We start from the raw sequence: 24,133 nt of genomic DNA, 5'->3' as shown, positions 1-24,133 counted from the left end.
GGGGATCACTCCGTAAACAGCGCCAAGTGGGAAGCCTCAAGCGACAAGCCGTACAAGCTTGCCGCTTGAAGCTTAGCGCTGATGGCCGCTTCTATCGCCCCGCACGGGACTCGCGAATGTAGAAACGCGCCTTCTCGGCTTTCTTCGTGCAGCCCTCGAACCCTTCGAACTGCTGCTGGGTCTTGGCGGCGGTCAGCAGCGACAGGGCCTTGGAATAGCTCACCGTCCCGGCGAACCCTTCGGCCTTGGCCAGGTCCAGCTCGTGCCACGCCGCGTCGAGCTGGCTGCCGCAGCTGTCGCGGTAGGCCGTCTTGCCCGCGCAGCCGGCCAACGCCAGCGCCATCAGGGGTACACAGATCCAGGCTTTCATCACTCACACCTCAGAGATAGGTCAACAGTCGTGCAGGTAAGACGGTTCGACGGCGCAAAAGTGCCTTGGGCCACCGGTGAAGGGCAATACTTTAAAGATAGCCGCGAAGGGTCATCCGGCATCGAAAAAACGACACCCCCGCGCCCCGCGCGACCCGACCGATTGAAGCCCGCCCCCGGATGGGTGCATTGTGCAGGCGTGAGGGGAGGAAGTCCGATGAAAAAGCGTGTCGCACTGGTGCTGGGCTCCGGGGGCGCCCGGGGGTATGCCCATATCGGCGTCATCGAGGAAATCGAACGGCGCGGCTACGAGATCGCCTGCGTCGCCGGGTGTTCGATGGGGGCGGTGGTCGGCGGGATCTACGCGTCCGGCAAGCTGGACGAGTACCGCAACTGGATCGAGAGCCTGGACTACCTGGACGTGCTGCGGCTGGTGGACGTCAGTTTCCGCCTCGGCGCGATCCGCGGCGAAAAGGTCTTCGGCCAGATCCGCAAGATCGTCGGCGAAATCAACATCGAAGACCTGCGCATCCCCTACACGGCGGTGGCCGCCGACCTCACCAACCAGCAGGAGATCTGGTTCCAGGAAGGCTGCCTGCATCAGGCGATGCGCGCCTCGGCGGCGATCCCGAGCCTGTTCACCCCGGTGATGCAGGGCAACCGGATGCTGGTGGACGGCGGCATCCTCAACCCGTTGCCGATCGTGCCGGTGGTGTCCAGCCACTGCGACCTGATTATCGCCGTCAACCTCAACGCCACCAACCAACGCCACTACAAGCTTCCGGTGATCCAGCGTCCCGCCGCGTTCCGCACCCGCTTCGACAGCCTGATCAGCTCGCTGGGCTCGAAGATGCCGTTCCGGCGCAAGCAGGCCGAACAGCTGTTGCTGTTGGAGCAGGAAGCGCTGCGGGCCGAGGCGGCGGAGATCAACCCGTGGGTCGAAGGCGCCGAACCCGAGACCCAGCAACCGGCCGCCGCCCCCGAGCGCGACGGCGCGCCGAAGTCGGCCACCGGCTCGTTCATCATCGATAACGTGGGGCCGGCGTCGTTGCTGGATCTGATCAACCAGAGCTTCGAAGTGATGCAGACCTCGTTGGCCCAGTACAAGATCGCCGGGTATCCGCCGGACGTGCTGATCAACGTGCCGAAGCGGGTGTGCCGGTTCTTCGAGTTCTACAAGGCGCCGGAACTGATCGCGCTGGGGCAGGAGATCGCGCGGGATACGCTGGACCGGTACGAAAGCGAGCTGCCTTGAGGGACACATGGCCTGACAGGGCCTCACCGCGGGCAAGCCTGCTCCCACAGGGGCTGCGGTCGCTCACCACCACTGCGCTTCGGTCGAAGCCTGTGAGAACAACAGTACTTGCCCTGGCTCTGGCGCCCGGGTTGACGCCATCGCCAGCAGGCTGGCTCCCACAAGGGACTGGCGCCACAAACGAATCCTCTGTGGGAGCCAGAGCCGGCCCATTCGGCACAGGCCTACAGGCTGGTCTCGCCCAACAACCGATACCCCACCCCCGCCTCGGTGACGATGAACCGCGGCCGGGTCGGGTCGTCCGCCAGTTTCTGGCGCAGGTGCCCGACCACGATGCGCAGGTAGTGGCTGTCTTCGGTGTGGGTCGGGCCCCAGATGTCCTTGAGCAACTGCTGCTGGGTGATCACCCGTCCCGGATGCCGCGCCAGTTGCGCCAGCACCGCGTACTCCTTGCGGGTCAGGGCCACTTCGGCGCCGTCGAGCGTGACCCGGCGGTACGCCAGGTCCACGGTCAGCGGGCCGAAGTTCAGCGCGGCCTGCTGCGCCTCCCCCGCCGGCGCCTGACGCAGCAGCGCCCGCACCCGGGCGAGGAACTCCTGGATGCCGAACGGCTTGGTCACGTAATCGTTGGCGCCGCCGTCCAGGGCCTGCACCTTCTGCCCTTCGCTGGCGCGCACCGACAGCACCAGCACCGGCGCCGTGGCCCATTCGCGGAACTCGCGCAGCACTTGCTGGCCGTCCATGTCCGGCAGGCCGAGGTCGAGCACCAAGAGGTCGGGCTTGTTCAGCGCCGCCTGCGCGAGGCCTTCGGTGCCGGTGCCGGCCTCCAGCACCTTGTAGCCCTGTGAAGCGAGGCTGATGCGCAGGAACTTGCGGATCTGCGGTTCGTCGTCGATGACCAAAATGGTCGCGGTCTGGCTCATGGATTCACGTCAACACAAAAGTTGGGCAAGAGAGTAGCGCAGCGGGGATCAGCCTTCACCGTCCATCCCCGGCTGCGTCTGCAACGGCAGGTGCAGCGTGATGCAGGTGCCGCGGCCGTCGATGCCGTCGCCCACGCTGATCCGGCCGCCGTGGGCGCCGACCATGCCCTGACAGATCGCCAGCCCCAGGCCCGTGCCCTGCCCGCCCCGGTCACCGCGCGCAGCGGTGTAGAACATGTCGAAAATCTTCGCCCGCTCCTCGACGGGAATGCCCGGCCCTTCGTCGCTGACCGAGAAGAACAGTTCGTCGCCGTCCGCTCCGGCACGCAGTTGCAGGCGGCCATGGGACGGCGAGAACCGTGCGGCGTTCTCCAGCACGTTCACCAGCGCCTGCTCGATCAGCGCCGCGTGCACGAACAGCAGCGGCAGTTCGGCCGGCACCTCGGTGCTCACCTGCAACGACGACAGCACCGCCCGCAAGCGATTGAGCGCGCTGCCGACAATGTCCGCCGGCGCCACCCAGTCCCGCGCCAGCTTCAGTGCGCCGTGGCCGAGACGGGTCATGTCCAGCAGGTTCTGGATGTAGCGATCCAGGCGCTCGGCCTCGTCGCGGGTGCCCTCCAGCAGTTCCCGGCGGTCCTCCAGCGGGATCGCCTCGCCCAGGGCCAGCAGGCTGTCGATGCTGCCGCGCATTGAGGTCAACGGCGTGCGCAGGTCGTGGGACACCGAGGCGAGCAAGGCGCTGCGCAGCTGTTCGGTCTCGCCGTGCAGCCGCGCCGCCTCCAGGTCGTCGGCCAGTTGCGCCCGCGCCAACGCCTGGGCCAGCGGCTGGCTCAACGCGGTGAGCAAACGGCGGCGCTGGCCGCTCAAGGTCTGGCCCTCTTTGGCGCACACGCCCAGCAACGCCAGCGGCCCCTCTTCCGCCGACAGCGGCCACCACCACCAGCGTCCGAACGGCAGCGTGCCGGTGCCCATGCCCGCCGGTTGGTCGTGCTGCCAGGCCCAATCGGCGGCGGCGCGTTCGGCCTCGGAGAACTGCAGCGGCCCGCCGGTCTCGACCTTCCAGCCGCCCTGGCCGTCGCGGTTGAGCAGGCACACCTGCAGGTCGCTCCAGCCGTTGAGGTGCTGGGCGGCGGCGCTGACCACGGCCTGGCGGTCGGTGGCGGCGGTGAGCCGGCGCGACAGGTCGAGCAGTTCGGTGGTCTCTTCCTGGGTGTCGCGCAGGGCCTGCAACTGCCGGCGCTGACGGGCCGCGAGATTGCCGGTGAGCGCCGCCATCAGCAGGAAGAACAGCAAGGTCAGCACGTCTTCCTCCCGCTGGATGGCGAAGGAGAAGTTCGGCGGAATGAACAGAAAGTCATAGGTCAGGAACGACAGCGCCGCACAGGCCAGCGCCGGTCCCAGGCTGCTGCGCACCGCCACCAGCAGCACCGCCGCTAGGAACACCAGGGAGATGTTCGGCAACGGCAACACGCTGGACACCGCCCATGCCAGCGCACTGGCCGACACCGTCGCCACCAGGGCCAGCGCGTAGTCGAACCACACCAGCGCCGCGGCGCTCCGCAGGCGCGGTTGATGCGGCTGGTGCTCGCTGTCCAGCACGTTGATCTCCAGGCCCTGGGCCTGACGCAGCAGACGCGCCGCCAGACCGCCGCCGAACAGGCGACGGCGCAGACGCGGCCGGGACTGGCCGACCAGCACCAGGCTCGCCCGACGTTCGGCGGCGTGCTGGATCAGGGTCTTGGCCACCTCGCCGGCCCGCAGCAGCACCACTTCGCCGCCCAGGCGCTCGGCCAGTTGCTGGGCGCTTTGCAGGCGCAGGCGCGATTGCTCGTCGCGCACCCGGCCGTTGTCGACATGCACCAGGCTCCACGGCAGATGCCGGCGCTGGGCGACTCGGCTGGCGTGGCGCACCAGCCGTTCGGCCTGGGCATCGCCGTCCACGCCCACCAGCAGGCGCCCGCGCACCGCCGGCGCCGACTGGCCGAGCTGGCGGTAGCCCTGGGCCAGGTCGTTGTCCACCTGCGCGGCGGCGGTCTGCATCGCCAGTTCGCGCAGCGCGGTGAGGTTGGTCTGGGTGAAGAACGCATCGATGGCCGCCCGGGCCTGCTCCGGCACGTAGACCTTGCCTTCGCGCAGGCGCTCCAGCAATTCCCGCGGCGGCAGGTCGATCAGCAGCAGTTCGTAGGCTTCCTGCAGCACCCAGTCGGGCAAGGTTTCGCGCACCTGCACGCCGGTGATGCCGCGCACTTGGTCGTTGAGGCTTTCCAGGTGCTGGACGTTGACCGTGGTGAACACGTCGATGCCGGCGGCGAGCAGTTCCTGGATGTCCTGCCAGCGCTTGGCGTGACGGCTGCCGGGGGCGTTGGTGTGGGCCAGTTCGTCCACCAGCACCAGCTTGGGCTTGGCCGCGAGCAGGCCGTCCAGGTCCATTTCTTCGAGGGTGACGCCGCGGTACTCCGAACGCACCAGCGGCTGCTGCGGCAGGCCGCCGAGCAGCGCTTCGGTCTCCGCCCGGCCGTGGGTCTCGACGACGCCGGCGATGACCTTCACGCCTTGGCGCAATTGGGTGTGGGCGGCCTGGAGCATGGCGTAGGTCTTGCCCACGCCCGGCGCGGCGCCGAGGAACACCTTCAGCCGGCCGCGGCCGTCCCGGGGCAGGTTGGCTAACAGCGCATCGGCGCGGCCGGAATCACTCATGCTTGATGTTCTCTTCCTGATGTTTGTGTATCGCAGCGACTGCCGTCATCGCCAGCAGGCTGGCTCCCACAACGAAATGCGCGTTCCTGTGGGGGCCCGCCTGCTGGCGATTGGCGGTGCAACGGCTCAGAGCTTTTCCAGCGCCAGGTTCAGCTCCAACACGTTGACCACCGGCGGCCCCACCAGCGGCTGTTCGATGTGCGCGTCGAGCAGTTGCTGCAGGGTCGCCACCGGCAGGTTGCGCGCCTGTGCGACACGCGCCAGTTGATAGGCAATCGCCGCCGGTGGCAAGTGCGGATCTAGGCCGCTGCCGGAGGTGGTGAGCAGCGCCAGGGGCACCGGCCCCTGACCTGGCACCTGCAACTTGCCGGCATCGTCGATCACACGGGTGGCCAGGGCGGGGTTGCTCGGCGCCAGGTTGCTCGCGCTGCTCGACACGGTGGCGAACGCACCGGCCGAGGGGCGTGGGTGGAACCAGGCATCGCCGACGAAATCCTGGGCGATCAGGGACGAGCCGCGCACCTTGCCTTCGGCATTGCGCACCAGGCTGCCGTTGGCCTGTTCCGGGAAGGCGACCTGGGCGATGCCGGTGACCGCCAAGGGATAGGCGACGCCGGTGACCAGGGTCATCAGCACCAGCAGGCTCAGGGCGGGACGTATCAGTGTGGACATTTCAGAATCCTCGAATTCAAGCAGCGGATGCCGCGTTAGGTCAGGTGCGTCCAGGCGAGTCCATCGCCAGCAGGCTGGCTCCCACAAGGCAATGCCTTTCAAGGGCGGGAGCCGGGTGCCTGGCGCACCTTGCAGAATCAAACCAGGTGCAACGCCGTCAGCAGCATGTCGATGGCCTTGATCCCCACGAACGGCACCAGGATCCCGCCCAGGCCGTAGATCAGCAGGTTGCGCCGCAGCAGCGCCGCCGCGCTCGCCGCCTGCACCCGCACGCCGCGCAGGGCCAGCGGGATCAGCACGACGATGATCAGGGCGTTGAACACGATGGCCGACAGGATCGCGCTCTGCGGGCTGCTCAGGTGCATGATGTTCAGCACGCCCAGTTGCGGGTAGATCGCGGCGAACAGCGCCGGCAGGATCGCGAAATACTTGGCCACGTCGTTGGCGATGGAAAAGGTCGTCAGCGCGCCGCGGGTCACCAGCAGTTCCTTGCCGATCTGCACCACGTCCAGGAGCTTGGTCGGGTCGCTGTCGAGGTCGACCATGTTGGCCGCCTCGCGCGCGGCCTGGGTGCCGTCGTTCATCGCCATGCCGACGTCGGCCTGGGCCAGCGCCGGGGCGTCGTTGGCGCCGTCGCCGCACATCGCGACCAGGCGGCCGTCGTTCTGCTCGTGGCGGATGCGCGCCAGTTTCTTCTCCGGCGTGGCTTCGGCCAGCACGTCATCGACGCCCGCTTCGGCGGCTATCGCGGCGGCGGTCAGCGGGTTGTCGCCGGTCACCATCACCGTGCGGATCCCCAGCTTGCGCAGTTCGGCGAAACGCTCGCGGATCCCCGGCTTGACCACGTCCTTGAGGTGGATCACACCCAGCAGCTTGCCGTCGGCGCAGACCAGCAACGGCGTGCCGCCGCTCTGGGCGATCTTGTCGATCTCCCGGGACAGGGCCGGGGCCAGGTCGCCGCGCTGCTGGCCGAGGAAGGCGAGCAGCGAATCCACCGCGCCCTTGCGGTAGGCGCGGCCCTGATAGTCCACGCCGGAGAGCCGGGTCTCGGCGCTGAACGGCACGGCGGTCAGGGTGTCCATCGACGGCTCCGGCTGCGGGTTGGCGCCGCGCAGGTACTCGACGATGGATTTGCCTTCGGCGGTGTCGTCGGCCAGCGAGGCGAACAGCGCGCCCTCGGCCAGTTCACGGGCGCTCACGCCCGGCGCGGCATGCACCGCGCTGCAGCGGCGGTTGCCGAAGGTGATGGTGCCGGTCTTGTCCAGCATCAGCACGTGCACGTCGCCCGCCGCCTCCACCGCACGCCCGGACTTGGCGATCACGTTCAGGCGCACCAGGCGGTCCATCCCGGCGATGCCGATGGGCGACAGCAGGCCGCCGATGGTGGTCGGGATCAGCGTCACCAGAAGCGCCACCAGAAACACCAGCGGCAGGCTGCCGTTGGCGAAGTGAGCGAACGGCTGCAGAGTCACCACCACCAGCAGGAAGATCAGGGTCAGACCGATCAGCAGGATGTCCAGCGCCACTTCGTTCGGGGTCTTCTGGCGCTTGGCGCCTTCGACCAGCGCGATCATGCGGTCGAGGGTCGACTCGCCAGGGTTGGCGGTGATCTTCACCAGCAGCCAGTCGGACACCAGACGGGTGTTGCCGGTGACGGCGGAACGGTCGCCGCCGGACTCGCGGATCACCGGTGCCGATTCACCGGTGATGGCCGCTTCGTTCACCGCCGCGATGCCTTCGATGACTTCGCCGTCGCCGGGGATCATTTCCCCGGCCTCGACGCGCACCACGTCACCTTTGCGCAGGCTCGCGGCCGGCACCACCTGGAAGCTGCCGTTGGCCAGCTTGCGCCGGGCGCTCAGGCCTTCGCTGCCGGCCTTGAGGCTGTCGGCCCGGGCCTTGCCGCGCCCTTCGGCCAAGGCTTCGGCGAAGTTGGCGAAGAGCACCGTGAACCACAGCCACAGGGCGATCTGCGCGGCGACGAAGGACGGCACGACGCTGTCCGGGATGAAGCACAGCACGGTGGTCAGGACGGCGGTCAGTTCCACCACCAACATCACCGGCGAGCGCTGCAGCTGGCGCGGGTCGAGCTTGACGAAGGCTTGCACCAGCGCCGGACGCCACAAGGCGCTGATCGCGGTTTTCGCATGTTCCGGCGCCTTGGCGGCGACGGGTTTGATTGCAGGCATATTCATGATGGATTCCTTAGAAGCCCATGCTCAGGTGTTCAGCGATAGGGCCCAGCGCCAGGGTCGGCAGGAAGGTCAGGCCGCCCACCAGCAAAATGGTCACGGTCAGCAGGGTCACGAACAGCGGGCCGTGGGTCGGGAAGCTGTTCTGGCCGATCGGCGCGGTCTTCTTCATCGCCAGGCTGCCGGCCAGGGCCATGACCGGGAGGATGTAGCCGAAGCGGCCGATCAGCATGCCCAGGCCCAGCATCAGGTTGTGGAACGGGGTGTTGGCGCTCAGGCCGCCGAACGCCGAGCCGTTGTTGGCGCTGGCCGAGGTGTAGGCGTACAGCAACTGGCTGAAACCGTGGGGGCCGGGGTTGCTGATGGTCGCGGCAGGGCCTGGCAGGCTCGCGGCGATCGCGCCGAGCACCAGCACGCCCACCGGCATCACCAGCAGCGTGACCACCAGCAGTTGCACCTCCCGCGCCTGAAGTTTCTTGCCCAGGTATTCCGGCGTGCGCCCGATCATCAGGCCGGCGAGGAACACCGCGATCAGCACGTTGAGCAGCATGCCGTAGAGCCCGGCGCCGACGCCGCCGAAGATCACTTCGCCGACCATCATGTTGACCAGCGCCACCATGCCGCTGAGCGGGTTGAGGCTGTCGTGCATGCCGTTCACCGAACCGTTCGAGGCGGCGGTGGTGGTCACCGACCACAGCACGGTGGCGGTGGTGCCGAAGCGCGCTTCCTTGCCTTCCAGCGGTGCGGTCTGCTCGACGGCCGGGCTGCTCAGCGCCGGGTTCGGCTGGTACTCGGCCCACAGCGACGTGGCGCCGCCGATGATGAACAGCGCCAGCATGCAGCCGATGATCGCGCGGCTCTGACGCAGGTCCTTCACGTAATGCCCGAAGGTGAACACCAGCGCCACCGGGATCAGGATGATCGACGCCACTTCGAACAGGTTGCTCCACGCCGTCGGGTTCTCGAACGGATGCGCCGAGTTGACGCCGAAGAAGCCGCCGCCGTTGGTGCCCAGTTGCTTGATCGCGATCTGGCTGGCCGCAGGGCCGAGCGGGATCACCTGATCGACGCCCTGCACCGTCACGGCGTTCACGTATTGGGCGAAGGTCTGCGGCACGCCCTGCCACACCAGGTACAGCGCCAGCAGCAGGCACAGCGGCAGCAGGCCGTAGAGAGTGGCGCGGGTCATGTCGGCCCAGAAGTTGCCCAGGGTCTTGGCGGATTTGCGACCGATGCCGCGGCACAGCGCAACCAGCACGGCCAGGCCGGTGGCGGCGCTGACGAAATTCTGCACGGTGAGGCCGGCCATCTGGCTCAGGTAGCTGAGGGTCGCCTCACCGCTGTAGGACTGCCAGTTGGTGTTGGTCATGAAACTGACCGCGGTGTTGAACGCCTGGGTCCATTCCTGGCCCGGCAGGTTCTGCGGGTTGAGCGGCAGGTGATCCTGGAACACCAGGATCGCGAACAGCAGCAGGAACCCGGCGAGGTTGAACGCCAGCAACGCCAGCGTGTACTTCTGCCAGCTCTGCTCGCTCTGCGGATCGACCCCGGCGAGGCGGTAGCAGCCGCGCTCCAGCGGGCCGAGCACCGGCGTCAGCCAGGTGCGTTGGCCTTCCATCACCTTGTAGTAGAAGCGCCCCAGCAACGGCGCCGGCAGCAGGACCACCGCGAAGAACGCGAGGATCAGCCCATAGTCATAACTGTGCATAGCCGCTCCTAGTTCCGATCCGCGCGCAGCAGCGCAACCAACAGATAAATGAACAGCCCTGCCGCCAGCAGCAGGGACACCCCGTCCAGAACGCTCATGGAAGATCTCCGTTTTACGGCGTATTGCCGCGTGTGGAGGCATTGTCGGAAAGGCGGCCGTAAAGGAACGAGACCGAGGGGCTCGCGAGGGCATAAAGAAAGCGTAAAGAGTGGGTTTACGCGGCGATTACGGCGCAGGTCCCTGAACCGCTGAGGGCGTAACCGGCCTAGAATGGAACCAGTGCGAAATCCCTTCGCTCAAACAGGGTATGCAGCGGCGTACGGCGAAACCCTCGCCCGCCGGCCTGCCCTTGAGGAGTGCCGTTATGCCTTGGTATGCCTGGTTGATCCTGGTCGTGGCCATCGGCTCGATCGTTGGCGGCTTGATGATGCTGCGCGACACCGCCAACAAGGTCGAGCTGACCGAAGAGCAACGCAGACGCGTCGCTGAACGCAATGCGGAAATGGACGCCAAGGAGGCACAAGACCGCTGAATGGGAAACCCGCCGATGCCGGCGGGTTTTTCTTTGCGTCGCTGGCCGGCCGGCCGGCAGGGGCACGGCTGAGATCACGCCGGACTCAACCGCACGCTTTTTAGAAGTAGAAGTACAGTCACCATGCAATTTTCATTGGTTAAGATGGGGACCTAGTTGCGGAGAGTTTAAATGCGTTATTCGCAGGATCACAAAGCCCAGACCCACCAGCGCATCATCAAGGAGGCCTCCGAACGGTTCCGCAAGGACGGCATCGGCGCGACCGGCCTGCAGCCCTTGATGAAAGCCCTGGGCCTGACCCACGGCGGCTTCTATTCGCACTTCAAGTCCAAGGATGAACTGGTGGAAAAGGCCTTGCGGGCGGCCGGCGACCAAGTGGCCGGCCTGTGCGCCGACATCTTCGCCCAGGCCAATCCGCTGGATCTGTTCATCGACACCTACCTCTCCGAATGGCACCAGACCAGCCCGCACGAAGGCTGCCCGTTGCTGACCATCTCCTCGGAACTGGGGCTGCGCGGCCAGCCCAGCCCCACCAGCGACGAGGTGCTCAAGGCCCGCCTCGACCAGATCGAAGGCACCCTCGACGGCGACGACGCGGCCGAGCGCAGCATCGTCATCATGGCGACCCTGGCGGGCGCGCTGCTGCTGTCGCGCAGCGTCGCGGACGGCGATTTCGCCCAGCGCATCCTTGACGTCACCCGCGACCACCTCAAGCGTTCGAAAGACTAGCCCGCCCAGCGCTTGAACAGCACGCTGGCGTTCACCCCCCCGAACCCGAAACCGTTGGACAGCGCATATTCGATCGGCATCGACCGCGCCTGGCCGTGGACGATGTCCACGCCTTCGCTGGCCGGGTCGGGATCGTCGAAGTTGAGGGTGGGCGGGACGACCTGGTCGCGGATCGCCAGCACCGTGAAGATCGCTTCGAGCCCGCCGGCCGCGCCCAACAGATGCCCGGTGGCGGATTTGGTCGAGGTCACGGCGATGCTGCGTCCGGCACCGAACAACGACTTGATGGCCGCCAACTCACCCAGATCCCCGACCGGCGTGGAGGTTGCGTGGGCATTGAGGTGCTGCACCTGGTCCGGCGTCACGCCCGCCTGGGCCAATGCCAACCCCATCGCGCGCTGCGCCCCGTTGCCGTCCTCGGGACCGGCGGTCAGGTGGTAGGCATCGGCGCTGGTGCCGTATCCGACCAGTTCGGCCAAGGGCCGGGCGCCCCGCGCCAGCGCATGCTCCAGGGACTCGATCACCAACAGGCCCGCCCCCTCGCCCATGACGAAGCCGTCCCGTCCGCTGTCGAACGGGCGCGAGGCGCGTTCGGGCGTGTCGTTGTAGGCGCTGGACAAAGCGCGGGCCGCCGCGAAGCCGGCCAGGCTGACCCGGTCGATGGCCGCCTCGGCGCCGCCGCACACCGCGATGTCGGCTTCGCCCGCACGGATCATCCGCGCCGCGTCGCCGATCGCCTGCACCCCGGCCGCGCATGCCGTCACCGGCGCGCCCAGCGGCCCCTTGAGGCCGTGGGCGATCGAGACATGGCCGGCGGCAAGGTTGACCAGGAACGAAGGGATGGTGAACGGCGACAGACGGCGCGGGCCACGGCTGTCGGTGGTGCGCACGGCATCGGCGATGGCGCCGAAGCCGCCCACGCCGGAACCGATGACGGTCGCCGTGCGTTCCTTGGCCCGGGCTTCGGCAGGTTGCCAGCCCGCCTGCTCCAACGCCTGGCGGGCCGCCTCCATGGCGAACAGGATGAAGCGGTCCATCTTCTTCTGTTCCTTGGGCGGCGTCGCACGGTCAGGGTCGAAGCCGGCTTCGGCATCCTCCTCCACCGTCGGCACCACCCCGCCGACACGGGTCGGCAGATCCGCGACCACCGCTTCCGGCAACGGACGCAACCCCGAGCGGCCAGCCAACAGACGCTGCCAGGCCGCTTCGACGCCGCTGCCCAGCGGAGACACCAGGCCCATTCCCGTGACCACTATCCGACGCTGATCCATATCAGGTTTCCTCTTGCCGATTCAGAAAGGTCTTACTTGTAGCGCCCGGCCGCCGAACGGTGGGAAAGGTTGGGCGCCATCACCAGACGCGCGGCGACGAAGGCCTGCCACTCACCGGCGTCCGGCAGGGACGGAATGGTCACCAGTTCACCTTGCTCAAGCCCCGCCAGAGACGCATCCACCATCTCGCCGGCCTCCATGATCATTTCATCCGGAATGCCGCTGGCGTCGATCCCGGAGCGCTCCCAGATTTCGGTGCGGGTGACGCCGGGCAGCACCGCCTGCACCTTGACGCCGGTGCCGTCGAGCTCCGCGTTCAGCGATTGGGTCAGGCTCAGCACGTAAGCCTTGCTGGCGCTGTAGGTGGCGTTGAAACGCTCGGGAAACAGCGCCACCACGGAGGCGATGTTGACGATCGTGCCACGGCCGGCGTTGAGGAACGCCGCAGCGGCGGCGCAGGCCAGCCGGGTGACGGCGGTGATGTTCAGCTGGATCAGCCGTTCCAACTGCTCGGGATCGGCGTCGGCCAGCGAACCGTTGGCGCCGACGCCCGCGTTGTTGACCAGCAGGCTGATGCCGGCGTCGCTGCGCAGACGCTGCTCGACCTTCTGCACATCGGCCTTCTGCGTCAGGTCGGCCTTCAGCACTTCGACCTGGACGCCATGGGCGCCGCGCAACCTGACGGCGGCGCTTTCCAGCCGCTCCTGGTCACGGGCCACCAGCAACAGATCGAACCCCCGCGCCGCCAACCGCTCGGCGTATACCGCACCGATGCCGGAAGACGCGCCAGTGACGAGGGCCGTACCTTGAGACTTTGGAGAATTCATGACCGTACTCCTGCTGAACCTTGGGGGAATGAACGCCTCCGGAGACCGGACGGCTTCGGATGGCGAAAATATTATAGGCATAATCAAAGAGCAATATGATAGCCGTAATTTCAATCCGTCCGACGAACACCCGCCCGTGTCATCCGCCCGGTGCCGGAATGCAAAAAGGCCGGTCAATGACCGGCCTCTTGGCGATGAGCGTTCAGCTTAGTTCACTTCCAGCCTGTCGCGGTTGCGATCCAGGATCGCCTTGCCGATGCCCTTCACTTCCAGCAGTTCATCCACTGACGCGAACGGCCCGTTTGTTTCCCTGTACGCAACAATGGCCTTGGCCTTCGCTTCGCCCACTCCTGCCAGTTCCTTTTGCAGGGTGGCGGCATCGGCGTCGTTGAGGTCGACCTTGGCGGAGGTGGCAGGCGCCTGTGCCGCCACGGCCGCGGAAGGTGGCTTCTGTGCTTCGGGCCCCGCCGAAGGCGCAGCGATCGCGGCGATCGAGGCGCTGGTGAGCAGGGCAAAAACCAGGGAAGAGAAAAAACCGGTACGCATAAGTGACGCTCCATCATCGTTTGGGAAAGCAGCTTCTCCGAAGCTGCTCACCAAAACTTAGACAATGGAGCGGGCCTGTCAAAAACCCGTGCGTTACAGGATATGAAACAATCAGGGCTCGAGCCGGCGCTGCTGATAGATCCAGTCGACGATCTCACCGTCCGGCGAATACCCGCTGACCGTTTCGCGCAGCAGTTGCCGCACCCGCGAGTAGTCGTCCTGCTCGACCGCCGCCAGCAGGTCGCTCAGGCGGTTCTTCAGCACATCCCAGGCCAGGTGGTCCTCGTTGGCCGTCATGATCATCGGGTGCGGCGTGGCCGCGACGTTGTCCCCGATCAGCAGCTCCTCGTACAGCTTCTCGCCAGGGCGCAGCCCGGTGAACTCGATGGAGATGTCGCCCTGGGGATTGCGCTCGGAGCGGATGCTCAAGCCGGACAGGTGGATCATCTTTTCCGCCAGCTCGACGATGCGGACCGGCTCGCCCATGTCCAGCACGAACACGTCGCCGCCCTGCCCCATGGAACCCGCCTGGATGACCAGCTGGGCCGCCTCGGGAATGGTCATGAAGTAGCGGGTGATCTTCGGATGGGTCACGGTCAGCGGCCCGCCGGACTTGATCTGGCTGTGGAACAGCGGGATCACCGAGCCGGACGAGCCCAGGACATTGCCGAAACGCACCATGGTGAAGCGGGTCTTGTTGACCCGCGAGACGTTCGCCTTGTCGCCGAACAGCACCGGCGCCACTTCCTGGCTCAGGGCCTGGAGGGTCAGTTCGGCCAGGCGCTTGGTGCTGCCCATCACATTCGTGGGGCGCACGGCCTTGTCGGTGGAGATCAGCACGAAATTGGCCACACCCGACTGCAGTGCGGCCTGGGCCGTGTTCAACGTGCCGATGACGTTGTTGAGCACGCCCTCGGCGATGTTGTGCTCGACCATCGGCACATGCTTGTAGGCGGCGGCGTGGTACACGGTCTCCACTTTCCAGGTCTTCATCACATCCAGCAGTTTGTGCGGATGGCGGATGGAGCCGAGGATCGGCAGCAGGTGCACCGGCACCGACTCCCGGGCGCCGCGCTTCTCCAGCTCCGACAGGATGCTGTAGAGGTTGAACTCGCTGTGGTCGAACAGGATCAGCGCGGTCGGGCCGAGCGCGAAGATCTGCCGGCACAGTTCCGAACCGATGGAGCCGCCGGCCCCGGTCACCATGACGGTCTTGCCCTTGATGCAGCGTTCGAGCAGGTCGGGCTGGGCCGGCACCGAATCCCGTCCGAGCAGGTCCGCGATGTCCACTTCCTGGATGTCTTCGACCTTGACGCGGCCGCTGGCCAGGTCCGAGAAGTTGGGCACGCTGCGCACGTGCAGCGGGAAGCCTTCCAGCAGGTTGAGGATCTCCCGGCGACGGGAACGGGTGGAGGACGGCAGCGCCAGCAGGATCTCCTGCGCGCCGGTCACGTCGATCATCTGCTGGATGTGCTTGGGCTTGTAGACCACCAGGCCGGAAATGGAGCGGTCGGCGATGCTCGGGTCATCGTCGATGAACGCCACGGGACGCATCACCTTGCCCATGCGCAAGGCGGCCACCAGTTGGTTGCCGGCGACGCCTGCGCCATACACGGCGACCTTGGTCAGCCCGTTGTCGCGGCTGGTGAACGGGACGTGCTGGGCGGCGGTGAACCAGTCGCCCATGAAGTATTGGCGCATGCACAGGCGCAGGCCGCCGATGATGACCAGGCTCAGCCACCAGTAGTTGAAGATGACCGAACGGGGCACGACCGCTTCGTGGTTGCTGTACCAGTACACCACCACCGCCAGGATCAGCGAGGACAGGCTCACGGCCTTGATGATTGCGATCAGCGCATCGTTGCCGAAATAGCGCATGACCGCCCGGTACATGCCGAAGCGGATGAAGAGCGGGATGGCGACCACCGGGGCGCAGACAAACAGCCAGAAGTGCACCCTGAAGGGGTTGTACATGTCATCGATCCCCAGGCGGACGATGAAGGCCAGCCACAGGGCGACCCAGACCAGGACGATGTCCGTGCTGACCTGGATCAGACGCTTGCGACGCCGGGGAAGCCCCAGAAGGCGCGCTCTGACGTTTTCCATCATCTCCTCAAACACCTCAGCCCTCCTTTGATCGGTTGCGTTGGCGCGGCGGCCCGGATCCGAGTCTCTCGCACTTTAATCCCTTATGACAGAACTGTTGCTTAGTCCTTCGCCGGCGCTTTTTCAAGTTCTCCGGCTCGAAACCTGATCGCCAGCACCAGCAAGGGAGCATAGGCCAGGATCAAGCCCAAGCCGCCGTCCAGCCCGAAATGGGCGACGCCCACCGCAATAGGCAACAGCCAGAGCAGATTGATCGCCCCGACGGTCGCCGTGACCGCCAAATGGCTGCCGAACCGACGAGAGGCAAACTGATAGGCATGGCTGCGGTGCGCCTCATACACCTTGTCGCCCCGCAACAGTCGGCGAAACAGGGTGAACGTCGCATCGACGATGAAGACGCCCAGCAGTATCAGCCAACTCCACAGCAGATTGGCGTCGAACGTTGCGGCCAGAAGCGACAAACCGCCCAGCACAATGCCCAGGAACCCGCTTCCGGCATCGCCCATGAAGATCCGCGCGGGCGGAAAATTCCAGAACAAGAACCCAGCCACGCTGGCCACCAGCAAGGCCGACACCCAGGCCAGCTGCGGCAGGCCGCTCCACCAGCCCAGCAGGCCGGCGCCGATGCAGACGCAGATGGCCTCGACGCTGGCGATCCCGTCGATGCCGTCCATGAAGTTATAGAGATTGAGCAGCCAGACCAGATAGAACGCCGCCAGCACGTGACCGACCACCCCCAGGTCGACGGTGACGCCCGCCAACTGCACCGGCGGCAGGCCGCCGATCCACCACAGCAGCCAGGCGGCCGCCAGGAAATGCCCCAGCAGACGCCAGCGGGCGGCGATGTGGCCGTGGTCGTCCATGAAACCGATGACCGCCACCAGGGCCCCTGCCCCCGCGATCGCCGCGAACTGCGCCGCACTGATCAGCCCGCCCCACAGCAGCAGGCCCAGCGCCAGCAGGAATGCCAGCACGATCGCCACGCCGCCGCCCCGGGGGGTCGGCACCGAGTGGGAACTGCGGGCATTGGGAATGTCGATCAGGCTGCGGGCCAGCGCGTACCGGCGCAGCGCCCAAGTCAGCAGGAATGAAACCAGCGCGACGGCAGGAATGAACCATCCGTAATTCATGATTGGCGAGCGTCCAGAAAATGTTGCGCCGTAGCGCCCAAGGCGTGATCAAGGCTGACCGGAGGCGTCCAGCCCAGCAGTCGCCGGTTTTTGCCGATGTCGACCTGCAGGGAACCGAAAACCCTTTGCGACAGGTCGCGCCGCCCCAACGCGGTGGCCGCTGCGCGCATGAGGGCGACCGGCACCGGCAGCAACCGCGCGCGCACCCGGAGCGCGGCGGCCAGCCTGCGCAGCAACTGCGTGGTCGAGAGGTCCTCGCCATCGCTGACCAGGAACACTTGACCGGCCGCCGCCGGGTGCTCCAGGCACACGGCGATGAAGTCCACCAGGTTTTCGATGGCCACCAGGCTGCGCCGGTTGTCCACGGCGCCGAACGGCAACGGCACGCCCCGCGCGAGCCAGCGCATCATGCTGAGGAAATTGGCCTTCACGCCCGGCCCGTAAACAAGCACCGGGCGGACGATGACGACCTCCATGCCCGTGGCGTGCGCCAGGGCCAGCAATGCCGTTTCGGCTTCGAGCTTGGAAATGCCGTAAGGATCGACCGGGGCCGGCGCATCATCGGCGGTGTAGGCCTTGCCCGGCGGCGTGCCCTCGCCGTTGACCTTGACCGAACTGACGAAGACGAAGCGCTTGACCCCGGCCGCAGCCGCCTGGCGCGCCAGGTTGACCGTGCCCTCGACATTGACCTGGCGGAAGGCGGCCAGGGGATCGGCGTCCGTGTCGTGCATGACATGCACCCGCGCGGCCGCATGGACGATGCAGTCGACCCCCTCTAAAGACGCGGCCCAGTCCTGCCCGGGGCCCAGGTCGCCGGCCTGAACCTTGCGCACGCCGGCCGGGAAGACCGTAGCCATGTCCCGCACCGGCGCGATGACCGAACACGGCAGGGCCGCCAGCCGCGCGATCAGCGCACGCCCCACGAAGCCGCTGCCGCCGGTGACCAGGAATGTTTTGGATCGCATGGACGCCCCTTGGGAAACATGGAAATCAGTGAAGAGACGGCGGCGAACGCATTGGCTGAACGGCGATCATCCCGCCGCCATCACCGAAACCCGAAGCATTGAACCGGAAACGGCCGAAGGGCGGCAGTTTATTGAATCGATGCACGGTTAGCCACTTTGTCGCAGGGCAGAGGCTCGCCGCCCCGCCGATGCGGTCATTTTCGCCCTTGCGTCGGCGGATTCACCGATGCGGCTCAACCGCCCGTCGATCCAAATTGCGGTTTGCCGGTTGGAGCCGGCTCAGGGTACGGATAGAATCCGTGCGGAAATAGGGATCGTACGCCCGCCGCTGGATGGCCGACGCGCTCCTGCACAACATAATTTCGGCCAACGCCGTCAAAAAACCAGATATCGCACGCTTTTTGCTTCGAAATGGAGAGCACCCATGCAGCAAATCAACAACCTCGCAGCGAAGATTGAAAAGTTTCAATCGCAAATCAATTCTTCGGTGCAGCGGGTGGTCGCCAGCGGCTGGGTGGTTCTGGGGCCGGAAGTGAAACGTTTCGAAGCGTCGTTCGCCCAGTACCTGAACGCAGCGCATTGCATCACCGTCGCCAACGGCACCGACGCCATCGAGCTGGCCCTCAAGGCGCTCGGCGTGGTCAAGGGCGACAAAGTGGCGACGGTCGCCAACGCCGGCATGTACACCACCACCTCGGTCCTGGCCGTCGGCGCGACGCCAGTCTTCATGGACGTCGACCCGGACACCCACGTCGTCACCCTGGACAGCGTCAAGCAAGCCGTCGAGGCCGGCGCCAAGGCCGTGGTCGTCACCCACCTGTACGGCCTGGCCATCCCTGAGATCAAGGCCATCGCCCAATACTGCGCCGCACAGCGGATCCCGCTGCTGGAAGACTGCGCCCAGGCCCACGGCGCCGAACGCGACGACCAGCGCGTAGGCACCTTCGGCGATGCGTCGAGCTTCAGCTTCTACCCGACCAAGAACCTCGGCGCCCTGGGCGACGGCGGCGCGGTCGTGACCAATTCCGACAGCATCGCCCAACGTGTGGCCCAACTGCGTCAGTACGGCTGGTCCTCGAAGTACTGCGTCGAGCTGGAAGGCGCCCGCAACAGCCGCCTCGACGAGATGCAGGCAGCGATCCTGTCGGAACTCCTGCCCCATCTCGATGAAGGCAACGCCCGCCGCCGCGACATCGCCGCCCGCTACCGCAGCGAAATCCGCCACAGCGACGTGACCCACGGCGCCGACGCAGGCAAGGCCTCGGTCGCCCACCTGTACGTCATCAAATCGTCCAAGCGCACCGCGCTGCAGACGCACCTGCGCGAGGCGCAGATCGCCTCCGACGTCCACTACCCGATCCCGGACTACCGCCAGCCAGTGTTCGGCCAGCAGTTCGCCGGTGTATCGCTGGAGAACACCGAGTGGCTGGCCTCGCAGATCCTCACGCTGCCGTGCTACCCGGAAATGACCGATGACGAAGTCAGCAAGGTCATCGCCGCCGTCAACGGATGGGCGGCATGAAGTATTCGGTAATCGTCCCGGTCTACAAGAACGAAGAATCGATCCCTCGGCTGATCCAGGCCCTGGAGGACATGAACGACTCGCTCGAGAAGCAGCTTGAAGTCGTGTTCGTGGTCGACGGCAGCCCGGACCAATCGTTCGCGATGCTGAAGAACGCACTGGGCGACATGAAGTTCTCCGCCCAGTTGCTCGCCCATTCGCGCAACTTCGGCTCGTTCCCGGCGATCCGCACCGGCCTGATGGCCGCCAAGGGCGACTATTTCGGCGTGATGGCGGCGGACCTGCAGGAGCCGCCGGAGCTTTTGATCAGCTTCTTCAAGGCGCTGTCCAACGACGAGTGCGACGTGGCCATCGGCACCCGCAACGCGCGGCAGGATCCCTTCTCCAGCCGCATGGCCTCCTCGATCTTCTGGGGCCTGTACCGGCGCCTGGTGGTGCACGACATGCCCAAGGGCGGGGTCGACATCTTCGGCTGCAACAAGGCGTTCCGTGAACAGCTCCTGCAGTTGAACGAGTCGCGCTCGTCGCTGATCGCCCTGATCTTCTGGCTGGGCTTTCGCCGCAAGTTCGTCGAGTACGAGCGCCAGACCCGCCTCGAAGGCAAGTCGGCCTGGACGTTCAAGAAAAAGCTCGACTACATGATGGACAGCATCTTCGCCTTCACCGACTACCCGATCCGGCTGCTGACCCGGATGGGCGCGGTGGGCTCGATGATTTCGCTGGTCATCGGCCTGATGGTCATCGTCGCCCGCCTGTCCGGCGCCATCGAAGTGCCGGGCTACGCCGCGACCATGCTGGTCGTGCTGCTGCTGGGAACCTTGAACCTGCTGGGGGTCGGCCTGGTCGGCACCTATGCGTGGCGCGCCTATGAAAACAGCAAACAACGGCCGCTGGCGATCGTTTGCATGCAACTCGACAACAAGGAACCCCTGAAGTGACTGAGCCCTTCATCCACGCCAGCGCCGACGTCAAAAGCAAGAAGATCGGCAAGAACACGCGCATCTGGCAATACGTGGTGGTCTTCGAGAACGCGGTCATCGGCGACGACGTGAACGTCTGCTCGCATTCCTTGATCGAGAACGACGTGATCATCGGCGACCGCACCACCATCAAGTCCGGCGTGTACGTCTGGGACGGCCTGCGGATCGGCTCCGACGTCTTCATCGGGCCCAACGCCACGTTCACCAACGACAAGTTCCCGCGCTCGAAGGTCTATCCGGAGTCGTTTTCGCAGACCGTGATCCAGGACGGCGCGTCCATCGGCGGCGGCGCAGTGATCCTGCCGGGCATCACCATCGGCACCGGCGCGATGGTCGGCGCAGGCGCGGTGGTCACCAAATCCGTTCCGCCGTACGCCATCGTCACCGGCTCGCCGGCGCGCATCACCGGCTACGTCGAGAACTCCGCCTCCAGCGACGCCGCCAAGAGCCCCGCCGCCAAGGCCCAGGAACAAGACGATGCGGTGGTGCGGATCGGCGTGGGCGACGTCACCACCCACCGTTTCAAGTACATCACCGACATGCGCGGCGATCTCTCGGTCGGCGAGTTCCACAAGGAAATCCCGTTCCTGCCCAAGCGCTACTTCCTAGTCTTCAACGTCCCGAGCCAGAAGACCCGCGGCGAACATGCCCACCACAAATGCCACCAGTTCCTGATCTGCGTCAAAGGCAGCTGCGCGGTGGTGGTCGACGACGGCACCAACCGGGCCGAAGTCCTGCTCGATGCGCCCAACAAGGGCATCTACCTGCCGCCGATGACTTGGGGCATCCAGTACAAGTACTCGGATGACGCCGTGCTGCTGGTGTTCACGTCCGACTACTACGAAGCGGACGACTACATCCGGGACTACTCGGAGTTCACCCGGCTCACCGCGAAAAAAACCGTCTCGTGATCGCGCTGAAAGACAACCCGCAGGTTCGCCGCTGGATCAGCTTCCTGATCGGCGGCGGCCTGAACACCGGGCTCACCTATGGCCTGTACCTGCTGCTGAGCGTCTGGATCGACTACCAGATCGCCTATGCGATCGCTTACGCGGCAGGGATAGTCTTCGCCTACTTCTTCAATGCGAAGGTCGTGTTCAAGGTGCAGCAGTCGTGGAGCGGCATGCTCGTCTACCCGACCATCTACCTTGTGCAGTACCTTCTCGGCGCGCTGCTGCTCAACCTCTTGGTTGAACACCTGCACCTGCACAAGGCGATCGCTCCGATACTGGTGATCGCGCTGCTGCTTCCCTGCAGCTACCTGTTGAACAAGTTCGTCCTCAAGGCCACCCACAAAACAACACCCTCGAAGGACTGACACCCATGACCGCCTCCCTCCCGCAGTCGTCGATGCTGACGCCGGCATCGCTGCACGGCAAAAAAGCCGCCTGGCTCGCCCATGCCGGCCCGGCATTGCTGACGGTCCTTTTCATATGGCTGCCGTTCGGTTTCAGCCTGACCGGCCTGCTGGAGGAATGGGGCGTCATCGGGCTGTTCAGCCGGATCGGGGTGTTTTTCCTGACCGACGCCACGAGCGCCATGCCGGCCCACGCGCTGCGCCCGCTCACCATTTTGCCCCACGCCATCGCGTACGCCCTGGATCCGGACACCTTCAACTATTGGCACGTTCTGCTGATCATCGCCCTGGTGATCAAGGGCTGCTGCATGAGCCTGATCACCACCCGGATCACCGGCTCCCTGAAGTGGGGCATGCTGGCCAGTGTGCTGGTGATCCTGTTTCCGGCCGACACCATGCAACTGTCGTTCAGATCGATCCACATCAACTGGGCCCTCAGCCTGACATTGATGGCCTGTGTCCTGCTGCTCCAGGCATTGGAGCAAAGAGGCAAGGCCCGCGCCTTCGCGCTCAGCGCGCTCGCCAGCCTCCTGCTGGCGGCGGGATGCGCCATGTACGAGGTCGCGTTGCTGCTGGCGGCCATCCCGGCGTTCGCGGTCTTCATCCAGGTCGGCTTCAAAGGCCTCGTCCCGCACATCAAACGGCATTACCCGCAGCACCTGATCTGGGCTGCCGGCCCGGTCGCCTACATCGCCTATGTGATCCATACCCTGCCCCTGGTGCACAGCTACCAAAGCGCCGTGGTGGGCGACAGCGCCTTCGCCTCCCTGAAACAGTACTTTCCCAAGCTCTGGCGCCTGGGAATCGGACGAAGCCTGTTCGGCGGCTGGATCGACGCCCTGCAGATCACCGTCCTCGAAATCGGCAGCCATTGGTACATCGCCCTCGCCTCGGCGGCGATCCTCGGGTTCATTGCGCTGCTGTCGGCAACGTCGGCGCAGACGGCCGGCGCAGGGCTGCGGCAACCGGCAAAGCCCATGCTGGCGGGCAGGATGATCCTGGCCGGATGCCTTCTCATTTGCCTGGGGTACTTGCCGTTCATCTTCAACCCCGCGCACATGGGCGTCAGCCAGAGGACATTCCTGTACGCGGCACCGGGCGCGGTGCTGGTGTTCATCGCCGTGCTGCTGATCGTCCGTCGCCATTCCCGGGCCGTCACCGCTGCGCTCGCGGCACTGATGGTCTTCACCGGGCTCGGCGCGCAACTCTTTCAGTTCCAGCACTACATCGACATCTCAAAACGGCAGCAATCGGTACTGAGCGACATCGTCCACAACTTTGACGGCAATGCGCTCAACAAGACCCTGATCATTCTCGACCACTCCAACGTACTCAATCACGACTGGATGTTCTTGAATGCCGACTTGAGCGCAGTGCTGTTCCACCTCTACGGCAAGCCGGTGGACGCCATTGAAGTCTGCTACATGCCTGGCCACGAATGGCAGCAGTCCGACCCGCTGCAACGCAAGGGCCGCTGCGAAGAGACCGAAGAAGGCTGGACCCTGCATTATCCGGTACCGCTCGACGCCGACGGGCAATCCGCCGCGCAAGTCCGCAAACTGCCGCGGTCGCAGGTCGTCACGGTCGACGTCGGCAACGGGGCGACGGCGTCCGCCTCCCCTGAACTTCAGGCCTGGCGCCAGACGCTGGAATCCGGCTCGTCGCCGACCGCCACCCGTCTGCAAGGCATCGCCGAAACCGGCGCCGCCCCTCGATTCGGCCTCATCACATTCCGCCACCGCGCCCATGACGAGTACCTCTGGGACTTCGGCAAATGGTGGAGCCTGGCGCCACCGATGGCGGGTTCCGGCTGGCGGGAGACCGAGTGGGAGACCCGGCGTTTTCGCCATAACGCTTCGGCATGGATAAACGCGCCGCGCGCATCGCTTGTCTTTGACCTGACCCCCGCCTCAACCCCCTACGTGATCAGCGGAGCGTTCAACAGCTTCGCCAACGACCAGATCCGCACGCAGATGCAGATACGGGTCAACGGCCACCCGGTGGCGGTCCGCTGGGGCGCCAACGGTGAATTCAGCGGTGATTTGCCGCCGCAGACACTGGAAGCCGGGCACAACACCCTCGAATTTCTCTCAAGCGTGGATGCCGCCCTCGGCGGAATCTCCGCCCGGCTGGACTGGGTGAAAATCGCGAAAGCACAGTAAAGGCAAGACAAAGACCGCAGTCGTTCCGCCACCGCCCCCCGCCAGCGGGATGATGGAAACCACCAAGACTTTTCCGGGAGCGCCCCTGTTCAGGCTCCCGGAACCTCAAATCTGCAAGAACGCCATGGAACCATCAATGAGCATCAGGCCGTCAATGAACCCCACCCACCCCCCTGCCCCTCTCACC

At 65.8% G+C, this 24,133-nt stretch carries 21 protein-coding genes; 8 read left to right on the top strand and 13 right to left on the bottom strand.

The features are described 5' to 3' along the window. Positions 1-91 precede the first annotated feature (91 nt). On the bottom strand, positions 92-370 hold the full coding sequence (locus CAG29_RS21750) for a hypothetical protein (RefSeq protein WP_007950948.1): 279 nt from the start codon (positions 368-370) through the stop codon (positions 92-94). 216 nt (positions 371-586) lie between these two features. Here CAG29_RS21750 and CAG29_RS21745 point away from each other — a divergent pair, with 216 nt between their 5' ends. Further along, on the top strand, positions 587-1,624 hold the full coding sequence (locus tag CAG29_RS21745; protein ID WP_085578007.1) for a patatin-like phospholipase family protein: 1,038 nt from the start codon (positions 587-589) through the stop codon (positions 1,622-1,624). A 224-nt stretch (positions 1,625-1,848) separates the two neighbouring features. Here the strand turns inward: CAG29_RS21745 and CAG29_RS21740 are convergent, their stop codons facing one another. The 6 genes from CAG29_RS21740 to kdpF form a co-directional block, all read right to left on the bottom strand. After that, the gene (locus CAG29_RS21740; RefSeq protein ID WP_085578008.1) at positions 1,849-2,547 is read right to left on the bottom strand and encodes a response regulator; all 699 of its coding nucleotides are present in this window, start codon (positions 2,545-2,547) and stop codon (positions 1,849-1,851) included. Positions 2,548-2,595: 48 nt separating this feature from the next. Continuing rightward, the gene (locus CAG29_RS21735) at positions 2,596-5,247 is read right to left on the bottom strand and encodes a sensor histidine kinase KdpD (RefSeq protein WP_085695129.1); all 2,652 of its coding nucleotides are present in this window, start codon (positions 5,245-5,247) and stop codon (positions 2,596-2,598) included. Between the two features lie 126 nt (positions 5,248-5,373). Continuing rightward, complete coding sequence (gene kdpC / locus CAG29_RS21730; protein WP_085695128.1) at positions 5,374-5,919, bottom strand: potassium-transporting ATPase subunit KdpC; 546 nt, start codon at positions 5,917-5,919, stop codon at positions 5,374-5,376. Between the two features lie 137 nt (positions 5,920-6,056). Next, positions 6,057-8,114, bottom strand: coding sequence for a potassium-transporting ATPase subunit KdpB (kdpB, locus tag CAG29_RS21725; protein ID WP_085695127.1), 2,058 nt, complete (start codon positions 8,112-8,114; stop codon positions 6,057-6,059). A 10-nt stretch (positions 8,115-8,124) separates the two neighbouring features. Further along, positions 8,125-9,819, bottom strand: coding sequence for a potassium-transporting ATPase subunit KdpA (gene kdpA, locus CAG29_RS21720; RefSeq protein ID WP_085640488.1), 1,695 nt, complete (start codon positions 9,817-9,819; stop codon positions 8,125-8,127). Between the two features lie 8 nt (positions 9,820-9,827). After that, positions 9,828-9,917 (bottom strand): K(+)-transporting ATPase subunit F, encoded by a 90-nt coding sequence (kdpF, locus tag CAG29_RS21715; protein ID WP_007963673.1) that lies wholly within the window; start codon positions 9,915-9,917, stop codon positions 9,828-9,830. A 266-nt stretch (positions 9,918-10,183) separates the two neighbouring features. On the opposite strand from kdpF, the gene CAG29_RS21710 reads away from it, so the two are divergent. Both CAG29_RS21710 and CAG29_RS21705 read left to right on the top strand, forming a co-directional pair. Next, the gene (locus CAG29_RS21710; RefSeq protein WP_085578013.1) at positions 10,184-10,351 is read left to right on the top strand and encodes a DUF2897 family protein; all 168 of its coding nucleotides are present in this window, start codon (positions 10,184-10,186) and stop codon (positions 10,349-10,351) included. A 171-nt stretch (positions 10,352-10,522) separates the two neighbouring features. Next, positions 10,523-11,080 (top strand): TetR/AcrR family transcriptional regulator, encoded by a 558-nt coding sequence (locus CAG29_RS21705; protein ID WP_085578014.1) that lies wholly within the window; start codon positions 10,523-10,525, stop codon positions 11,078-11,080. On the opposite strand, the gene fabF is transcribed toward CAG29_RS21705, so the two are convergent. The 6 genes from fabF to CAG29_RS21675 all read right to left on the bottom strand — a co-directional run bounded on the left by fabF (position 11,077) and on the right by CAG29_RS21675 (position 17,925). Continuing rightward, on the bottom strand, positions 11,077-12,351 hold the full coding sequence (gene fabF, locus CAG29_RS21700) for a beta-ketoacyl-ACP synthase II (RefSeq protein WP_085695126.1): 1,275 nt from the start codon (positions 12,349-12,351) through the stop codon (positions 11,077-11,079). The genes CAG29_RS21705 and fabF overlap by 4 nt on opposite strands. Positions 12,352-12,383: 32 nt before the next feature. Beyond that, complete coding sequence (locus CAG29_RS21695; protein ID WP_085578016.1) at positions 12,384-13,178, bottom strand: SDR family oxidoreductase; 795 nt, start codon at positions 13,176-13,178, stop codon at positions 12,384-12,386. 207 nt (positions 13,179-13,385) lie between these two features. Next, the gene (locus CAG29_RS21690) at positions 13,386-13,724 is read right to left on the bottom strand and encodes a helix-hairpin-helix domain-containing protein (protein WP_085640492.1); all 339 of its coding nucleotides are present in this window, start codon (positions 13,722-13,724) and stop codon (positions 13,386-13,388) included. Positions 13,725-13,835: 111 nt separating this feature from the next. After that, positions 13,836-15,833 (bottom strand): nucleoside-diphosphate sugar epimerase/dehydratase, encoded by a 1,998-nt coding sequence (locus tag CAG29_RS21685; protein WP_170930055.1) that lies wholly within the window; start codon positions 15,831-15,833, stop codon positions 13,836-13,838. A 98-nt stretch (positions 15,834-15,931) separates the two neighbouring features. Then, the gene (locus tag CAG29_RS21680) at positions 15,932-16,960 is read right to left on the bottom strand and encodes a glycosyltransferase family 4 protein (RefSeq protein ID WP_085695125.1); all 1,029 of its coding nucleotides are present in this window, start codon (positions 16,958-16,960) and stop codon (positions 15,932-15,934) included. Then, positions 16,957-17,925 (bottom strand): SDR family oxidoreductase, encoded by a 969-nt coding sequence (locus CAG29_RS21675; RefSeq protein ID WP_085578019.1) that lies wholly within the window; start codon positions 17,923-17,925, stop codon positions 16,957-16,959. Before CAG29_RS21675 ends, CAG29_RS21680 begins: the two co-directional genes overlap by 4 nt. Before the next feature lie 424 nt (positions 17,926-18,349). Here CAG29_RS21675 and CAG29_RS21670 point away from each other — a divergent pair, with 424 nt between their 5' ends. The 5 genes from CAG29_RS21670 to CAG29_RS21650 are packed head-to-tail and all read left to right on the top strand — an operon-like array spanning position 18,350 to position 23,946. After that, positions 18,350-19,447, top strand: coding sequence for a DegT/DnrJ/EryC1/StrS aminotransferase family protein (locus tag CAG29_RS21670; protein ID WP_085578020.1), 1,098 nt, complete (start codon positions 18,350-18,352; stop codon positions 19,445-19,447). Next, positions 19,444-20,385 carry a glycosyltransferase family 2 protein gene (locus CAG29_RS21665; protein WP_085578021.1) on the top strand — a complete coding sequence of 314 codons (942 nt, stop codon included), beginning with the start codon at positions 19,444-19,446 and terminating at the stop codon, positions 20,383-20,385. The genes CAG29_RS21670 and CAG29_RS21665 overlap by 4 nt, the downstream gene beginning before the upstream one ends. Continuing rightward, positions 20,382-21,338 carry a WxcM-like domain-containing protein gene (locus CAG29_RS28920; RefSeq protein WP_085578022.1) on the top strand — a complete coding sequence of 319 codons (957 nt, stop codon included), beginning with the start codon at positions 20,382-20,384 and terminating at the stop codon, positions 21,336-21,338. Before CAG29_RS21665 ends, CAG29_RS28920 begins: the two co-directional genes overlap by 4 nt. Beyond that, positions 21,335-21,745 carry a GtrA family protein gene (locus CAG29_RS21655; RefSeq protein ID WP_256575487.1) on the top strand — a complete coding sequence of 137 codons (411 nt, stop codon included), beginning with the start codon at positions 21,335-21,337 and terminating at the stop codon, positions 21,743-21,745. The genes CAG29_RS28920 and CAG29_RS21655 overlap by 4 nt, the downstream gene beginning before the upstream one ends. 5 nt (positions 21,746-21,750) lie before the next feature. Continuing rightward, the gene (locus CAG29_RS21650) at positions 21,751-23,946 is read left to right on the top strand and encodes a hypothetical protein (protein WP_085695124.1); all 2,196 of its coding nucleotides are present in this window, start codon (positions 21,751-21,753) and stop codon (positions 23,944-23,946) included. Positions 23,947-24,133: the final 187 nt, after the last annotated feature.

This window comes from Pseudomonas sp. B7(2017) (assembly GCF_002112745.1).
Lineage (GTDB): Bacteria > Pseudomonadota > Gammaproteobacteria > Pseudomonadales > Pseudomonadaceae > Aquipseudomonas > Aquipseudomonas ekonensis.
This window is presented reverse-complemented; position numbering and strand designations above follow the sequence as displayed.